The 6,896-nt window shown below is 62.7% G+C and carries 9 protein-coding genes; 4 read left to right on the forward strand and 5 right to left on the reverse strand.

Annotated features, from left to right (window positions below):
• Nucleotides 1-12 precede the first annotated feature (12 nt).
• Both ADT71_RS30945 and ADT71_RS29875 read right to left on the reverse strand, forming a co-directional pair.
• On the reverse strand, nt 13-207 hold the full coding sequence (locus tag ADT71_RS30945) for a hypothetical protein (RefSeq protein ID WP_132470447.1): 195 nt from the start codon (nt 205-207) through the stop codon (nt 13-15).
• Nucleotides 208-255: 48 nt separating this feature from the next.
• A complete protein-coding gene (locus ADT71_RS29875; RefSeq protein WP_347812960.1) occupies nt 256-444 on the reverse strand; it encodes a DUF4113 domain-containing protein in 189 nt (62 codons plus the stop codon).
• 328 nt (nt 445-772) lie between these two features.
• Between ADT71_RS29875 and ADT71_RS32540 the strand changes: the two genes are divergently transcribed.
• From ADT71_RS32540 to ADT71_RS00940, 3 genes are read left to right on the forward strand one after another with little or no spacing between them, the layout of a single operon-like run.
• On the forward strand, nt 773-1,597 hold the full coding sequence (locus ADT71_RS32540) for a hypothetical protein (RefSeq protein ID WP_231635462.1): 825 nt from the start codon (nt 773-775) through the stop codon (nt 1,595-1,597).
• A gap of 38 nt (nt 1,598-1,635) precedes the next feature.
• Nucleotides 1,636-3,021 (forward strand): cbb3-type cytochrome c oxidase subunit I, encoded by a 1,386-nt coding sequence (locus ADT71_RS32545; protein ID WP_231635464.1) that lies wholly within the window; start codon nt 1,636-1,638, stop codon nt 3,019-3,021.
• Complete coding sequence (locus tag ADT71_RS00940; RefSeq protein WP_054434287.1) at nt 3,018-4,217, forward strand: NnrS family protein; 1,200 nt, start codon at nt 3,018-3,020, stop codon at nt 4,215-4,217. Before ADT71_RS32545 ends, ADT71_RS00940 begins: the two co-directional genes overlap by 4 nt.
• Here the strand turns inward: ADT71_RS00940 and ADT71_RS00945 are convergent, their stop codons facing one another.
• Entirely contained in the window at nt 4,218-4,553 is a 336-nt protein-coding gene (locus tag ADT71_RS00945) for a hypothetical protein (protein WP_054434288.1), read from the reverse strand. It abuts the gene before it with no gap.
• 57 nt (nt 4,554-4,610) lie between these two features.
• Here ADT71_RS00945 and ADT71_RS00950 point away from each other — a divergent pair, with 57 nt between their 5' ends.
• On the forward strand, nt 4,611-4,925 hold the full coding sequence (locus tag ADT71_RS00950; RefSeq protein WP_231635463.1) for a DUF2945 domain-containing protein: 315 nt from the start codon (nt 4,611-4,613) through the stop codon (nt 4,923-4,925).
• 142 nt (nt 4,926-5,067) lie between these two features.
• Here the strand turns inward: ADT71_RS00950 and ADT71_RS00955 are convergent, their stop codons facing one another.
• Nucleotides 5,068-5,457: a hypothetical protein gene (locus ADT71_RS00955; protein ID WP_054434290.1), complete on the reverse strand. Its 390-nt coding sequence runs from the start codon at nt 5,455-5,457 to the stop codon at nt 5,068-5,070.
• Complete coding sequence (locus tag ADT71_RS00960) at nt 5,457-6,740, reverse strand: type IV secretory system conjugative DNA transfer family protein (RefSeq protein ID WP_054434292.1); 1,284 nt, start codon at nt 6,738-6,740, stop codon at nt 5,457-5,459. The genes ADT71_RS00955 and ADT71_RS00960 overlap by 1 nt, the downstream gene beginning before the upstream one ends.
• Nucleotides 6,741-6,896: the final 156 nt, after the last annotated feature.

The raw sequence follows: 6,896 nt of genomic DNA on the forward strand, positions 1-6,896 counted from the left end.
CGCTCGCGGACTTCAGGTGAAAATTTGTTGGTTGTCTTGCTCATAACGGATGCTCCTTCTCACAAGTTGGAGCCTCCTGGAAACCCGGGGCGCTTCAAAAGTGAAGGTGCTTGTCAGATAGATCGGCGGAGCCACTGCCCCAAATGCCGCATCGGTTGCCACGCCGTACGTTGCGGCAATCGTCTCGGGTGCTTGTTCTTTCGTCATCAGGGCCTCTTAATACACCGCAGGATCGCACTCAAACCTTCGACCGTGTTATTTGGCCTCGGGTATTTCACCAATCCGTGTCGTCCACGCCAGATTTTTCGGCGCTCGTTTCGTGTCGAAAGACCGCACCTCGCAACATTGCGAAGCAAGGATGACGGAATTCCGCGCGAAGCGATTATTGAGATTGTCCATCGCCGCGAACAGCGCAGGCGCCTTGGGATCCGCTGTGGCGAACAGGCCGCTAGCCCGCCTGAACGTTTCCTAAAGGCGGACGCACTCAGATCGCGACACCTTTTCCTTGATGGGTCTAGTGGACCTACTGTGCTACGGACTGGTCATCACTCGATCTTGTTGGTAGTCATCTTGTGACTGGGAGACAATTGCGCTCTCACTTGCTGGCGGGGACGGATGTTGAAATGCTGCTTTTCCAAGCGCAGAGAGCGGGCGCGGCGCCCGAGTATCAGGGGCGGATCGGTTGCGGGCCGAGCCTCACTGCTGGACGTAACGCGAAGCCTTCATCTTCCATGGCGGACAGGCTTTGACGGTCGGTAAAAAGGAACGCGCCGTGGGGAACTATAAGGTTCTGTGGTGGGCGCTGATCGCCGTGCTGACGGTGACGTTCGGCATACTGAGCGTGTCCGGGGTGGAGGTTTACCGGAAGGCCCCGCCGATCCCGGCGCAGGTCGTCACCGCGTCGGGTCAGGTACTGATGACGCGCGAGGACATTCTCGACGGCCAGAATGCCTGGCAGAGCACCGGCGGGATGCAACTCGGTTCGATCTGGGGGCATGGTGCCTATCAGGCGCCGGACTGGTCCGCCGACTGGCTGCATCGCGAGTTGGTCGCCTGGCTCGACCTTGCGGCACGGGACACGCTGGACAAGCCCTTCGACGCACTTGATGGCGAACAGAAGGCTGCGCTGACCTATCGCCTGAAGCAGGAATATCGCCACAACAGCTATGATACGGCGAGCGGCGTGGTGACGGTCTCTGACCGCCGCGCGCAGGCGATCGCCCAGACCGCCAGCTATTATGAGCGGCTCTACGGCTCCGATCCCACGCTGCGGCCCACCCGCGATAATTATGCGATGAAGGAAGGCACGCTGCCAGATCCGGCGCAGCGGGCGAAGCTGACCAATTTCTTCTTCTGGACGGCCTGGGCCGCAGCGACCGAGCGGCCGGGCACGATCGCTACCTATACCAACAACTGGCCGCCCGAGCCACTGATCGGCAATTATCCGACGCCGGAAAATATCCTGTGGTCGCTCGCCTGCGTCGTCATCCTGATCGCGGGGGTGGGCGCGCTGATCTGGGGCTGGGCGTTCCTGCGCCGCCACGCGGCACGCAGCTGGTCGCGGCGGCGAACGACCCGTTGCAAGTCGCCGGTCTGACGCCATCGCAAAAGGCACTCGGCAAATATCTGTTCGTGGTGCTGGCCCTGTTCATATTCCAGGTCTTCATCGGCGCCTTCACGGCCCATTATACGATCGAGGGGCAGAGCTTTTACGGCATCAATGTCTCGCAATATTTTCCCTACGCGCTGACCCGTACCTGGCATGTGCAGAGCGCGGTGCTGTGGATCGCCACCGCGTTTCTGGCTGCCGGCCTGTTCCTGGCCCCGGTCATCCACCGCAGCGATCCCAAATATCAGAAGCTGGGCGTCAACATCCTGTTCTGGGCGCTGATCGTCGTGGTCGCCGGATCCTTCATCGGCAATTATTTGGCGCTCTCCCATGCGCTGCCGGCGAAACTCAGCTTCTGGCTGGGCCATCAGGGTTACGAGTATCTGGACCTCGGGCGGGTGTGGCAGATCGGGCTATTCGTCGGGTTGCTCCTCTGGTTGGTGCTGATGCTGCGGGGAATGGTGCCGGCATTGCGTGCCAAGGGCGGCGACAAGAGCTTGCTGGCGCTGCTCACCATCGCCACCATCGCGATCGGCCTGTTTTATGGCACGGGGCTGTTCTACGGCGAGCGGACCAACATCACGATCATGGAATATTGGCGCTGGTGGGTCGTCCATCTGTGGGTGGAGGGCATATTCGAGGTCTTCGCGACCTCGGCTATCGCCTTTATCTTCGCAACGATGGGGCTGGTGTCGCGGCGGGTGGCGACAGCGGCCAGCCTGGCATCGGCGTCGCTGTTCATGGTCGGCGGCGTGCCGGGCACCTTCCACCATATGTACTTCTCCGGCACGACCACGCCAATCATGGCGGTGGGCGCTGCGTTCAGCGCCCTGGAAGTCGTGCCGCTGATCGTACTCGGCTATGAGGCCTTCGAGCATTGGAGCCTGCGCGAGCGCACGCCGTGGATGCGCGCGGTCAAATGGCCGCTGATGTGCTTCATCGCGGTGGCGTTCTGGAACATGCTGGGCGCCGGCGTCTTCGGCTTCATGATCAACACGCCGGTCGCGCTGTTCTACCTGCAAGGGCTGAACACAACGGCCGTTCATGCCCATGCGGCGCTGTTCGGGGTGTATGGTTTCCTGGCGCTCGGCTTCACCCTGCTGGTGCTGCGCTATATCCGCCCCGACATTCGGTTCAACGATCGGTTGATGGCCACCGGCTTCTGGGGGCTCAACGCCGGGCTGGTCCTGATGATCTTCACCAGCCTGCTGCCGGTCGGGTTATTCCAGTTCCAGGCCAGCGTCACCACCGGCATGTGGTACGCGCGCAGCGACACCTTCCTGCAGCAAGGCTTCCTCGAAACCCTGCGCTGGGTCCGTACCTTCGGGGATGTCGTGTTCATGGTCGGCGCCATCGCTATCGCCTGGCAGGTGGTGATCCTGGGTCTGTGGAGGAAGGGTGCTCGCGTATGACTGAGGCCGCCGCCAAACAGGATCACAAAGCCGAAGCGCCGATCTGGCTCCAGGGCAGCTTCCGGCTGCTGTTCACCGGCGGCGCGCTCTGGGCGCTTGTCGTCGTCGCGCTCTGGGTCGGCGCGCTGGATGGAGCGTGGTCCGTGCCGACGGCAATGGAGCCGCTTGTCTGGCATCAGCATGAGATGCTGTTCGGCTATCTCGGCGCGGTCATCGCCGGCTTCCTGAGCGCGGCGATCCCCAACTGGACCGAGCGGCCGGTGATGACGGGCTGGCCGGTGGCGGCGTTCGTCGGCTTGTGGGCGGCCGCCCGGCTCGCGGTGCTGTTCTCCGCTTATGTGCCGCCGCTCGTCGGCTCGGTGCTCGATGTCGGCTTCCTGCTCGCACTATTCGGCTATGCGGCGCGGCAGATCTTCGCGGCGCGCAACCGCAACAAGCCGATTCTGATCGTCCTCCTGCTGTTCGCCGCCGCTTGTGGGCTGGATCATGCCGCGGCCAGGGGGCTGACCACCGATCCGGCTATCGGGATGCGGGCCGGCTTCGCGCTGGTCCTCATGCTGATCGCGATCATCGGCGGACGGATCATCCCGGCCTTCACCCGCAACTGGCTGACCAAGCATGGCCGCACGGATGGGTTGCCGATCATGGCCAACCGGTTCGACCATGCCGGGCTCGCGGTTACGGCGATTGCCCTGGCAGGCTGGGTGTTCGCACCGGCGGCGCATCCGGTGGCCTGGCTGCTGCTCGTCGCCGGCGCATCGCAAGCCGTGCGGCAGACCCGCTGGGCCGGGCTGAGTGCGATCGGCGATCCATTGGTCTTCGTCCTGCACGTCGCCTACGCATGGTTGCCGGCGGGACTGTTGCTGCTCGGGGCTGCTATCCTGTGGCCTGCCGTGCCCGTATCGAGCGCAATGCATGCGCTGGGCGCCGGCGCGATGGCGGGAATGACACTGGCGGTGATGACGCGGGCGACACGCGGTCATACCGGCCGCCCGTTGGAAGCGGATGGCGGCACGGTCGCCATCTATGTGCTGGTCAATCTGGGCGCGCTGCTGCGGGTCGCCGCGCCGGTGCTGCCGCTCGACTATATGCTGAGCATTCGTCTGGCCGGCGGCCTGTGGGGCGGCGCCTTCCTGCTGTTCATCTTCGTCTACGGCCGCATGGCGTTGCAACGGCCTGCCAGAGATCAAGCCTGATCACGGCGTTGGCGGCGTATCGAACAAGATCGTGAGCAGCAGCCGCGCATCTTCGATGCCTTGGACGGAGTGCTGATCGCCGCGCTCCAGATAGACCCAATCGCCAGCGCCGAGCGCAATATTCGTTGGTCCCAACGTGACCCGACCTTCCAGGCAATGCAGCGTCAGATAACCGGCAACATGATGTGGCGGTATGGTCGATCCCGCGGGAACGACGAGGTGAATGGCCTCGAACCGGTCGGATTTGACCAGCGCGGCCGTCCCGGCGGCCCCGCGCTCGGGAGCCAATGCCCCCAGATGGATCACTTCGCCGGACTTTGCATGCTGGAGCGCCATTCTCAGATCCCCTTCGAGACAGTCTTATACAATCCTATCCGACAACGCGCGAACGGCGTGGAAGTCACCGGTGCCACTGAATACACCAGCACGCGCTGCCAGCAGGTAAACCCTTGGAACGGATGCCCGGAAACGCTCGTTACTCTGGTGAGCGAAGACAGTATGGCGCGATACTCCACAGGCGACCATGTAAGCTGGAATTCCGAAGCCGGCCATGTGAGCGGCAGGATCATCAAACTGCATGATCGGGATTTCGATTACAAAGGCCACCGGCATCGCGCCTCGAAGGAGGCACCCCAGTACGAGATCGCCAGCGACAAGACCGACCACATCGCGGCGCACAAGGAAGACGCGCTGAAAACGATCGACTGATGGCGACGGCCTTCACCACCATCGGTCACCCGCAATGACCGCTCTCGGCAGAAGCCACCGTTCGGACAGTAGCTTGAATGGCTCCTTTGTCACACAATCCGCCCTTCGTAAGTGCGTCGGCGACAAGAGCGTGGCGGCGGTGTTACCGGTCTAGATCTCGCGCCGTTTTCTCCGCCGCCGCGCGATTCTGATCGCGCGTCTCATCCCGGCGCTGCTCGACCTCGCGCACGCGCGGGGCTCGCACTCTGCCACCGCGCTCTAGGGTCTGTGCAACCGCTTCTCGAGCCGCGACTTTCATGCGTGCCGCTTCTGGTGTCGCGTGCCCATATTTCTTGTCGATTGCCGCTTCCATCGCGGCGACCTGCTTGGCGCCGGGGTTTGTGCTCTTGTCCTGAAGGCGCTCCGCCTGCGTCATCTGCCTGAAATCGGCCGCTACTTGGCGGTCACGATCCTGGCGGGCCAGATCGCGCGTACCGTTCGATCGTTCGCTAGGCTTGCTGCCCGCAGCCTGCTCCGTTCTGTCGTCAGCCATTATCCCTTAGCTCCTTTCAAAAAGGCCAAAGCCTCGCTGTCATGTCCGCTGTTGTCGCCCTCGTGGGAAGTAGATGCGCTTTCCGGGCTTGCAGCGGCTTCCGCCCCGTCCACGTTCACATTCGCGCTGTGTGCCCTCACAGCGGCATTTTCCGCCGTCTCAGAAGGCGAGCCGTCCCGGGCCGCCAATTCGTCAAAGTCCATGCCGGCGAAGTCGGGCGACAAGCCCAGGGCGGCAAAGAATGCCGCCGCCTTGTGCGGATCTCCGTCGGCGGGCAGCTCATCGAACGGAAAGCCAACCAGGCGCGCGAAATCGACGCCGCTTTCCGCCTCGGCATCGGACATTTCAGGAGACTCGATGCTTTCGATAAACGCCAGCGAGCGCCTTGCGATCGAAGGATCTAGCGGCCGCGGTATGATCGGCGGCGGGGCGACGCTCGACGCCTTCGCCATCCACTTATCCTTGTAGTATCGAATTTTCCCGCCCTTCAGCGGGGGGATGCCGGCGCGCAGAACGATCACGTCGTCTTGCGAGAGCAAAAGAAGCTCTTGCGGCAGCATGAGGGGCCGGCGCTGATCGGAGGTGGACACTGACCCCTCAAAGGCATCCCACACGCGCTTAGAGCGTGATTTTGCCTCAAAGGTGTAGTTGCCGAGGCGTTCGGATAGTTCTTTCGCCACGTCGACGTGCTTGGGCGTAAAGACCAGCTCAACGCCGCAGTTCTGGACAATCTCGCTCGTTACGTCGGGGCCGTACACATCGCGCAACTGCGCGCGGGCCTGAATGACCGGCAGCAGGCGAATCCCGTAGCCGGCGACGTAGCTGAAGCCCGACGCGATCACGCTGGCACGGCCGAGGCGCGCGAACTCATCGAGCAGCAGGAGCAGCTTGAGCGGATGCCTGCCGGTCTTTTCGTCCGGCAGCTCGCGCACATTCAGGTCGATGAGCTGTTGAAACAGCAGATTGTAAATGTCCGATACGCGCTCGATGTTGTCGGGCGAAACGCCGAGGTAGAGCGAGATCGGGCGCGAACGGAACTCGCGCAGGTCGAAATCCGATTCCGACGTGGCTGCATCCACATAGGGATTGATCCAAAGATTGATTTTGGCCGACACGGACTGGCGAATGCCGGTGAATGTGTTGGCCGAGCTGGAGATCCAGTCATTCAGTGCCGAAATGCAGGCTTCCGACAAGGGGTCGCCCGCCGCCTGCCTGTCCTTGATGATCTTCGGAAAGCGCTCTTTCGCATCGCCGGCGCTGAAGTTGCGATAGACCTCGCCCATGGTGAAGGGAAGGGCGGGAGTTGCCGCGATATAGGGGTCGGTTCCGGCTGAGGGCGGAATGACACCCTCTCATGACTGCCATCCGAAACGCTGGTCGAGTTTACTCCTTCGCCGGCTGCAAGACCAGCGGTTACATTGACCTTGGCGGGTGTGCCG

Origin of the sequence: Novosphingobium sp. ST904, from assembly GCF_001298105.1 — a bacterium.
GTDB lineage: Bacteria > Pseudomonadota > Alphaproteobacteria > Sphingomonadales > Sphingomonadaceae > Novosphingobium.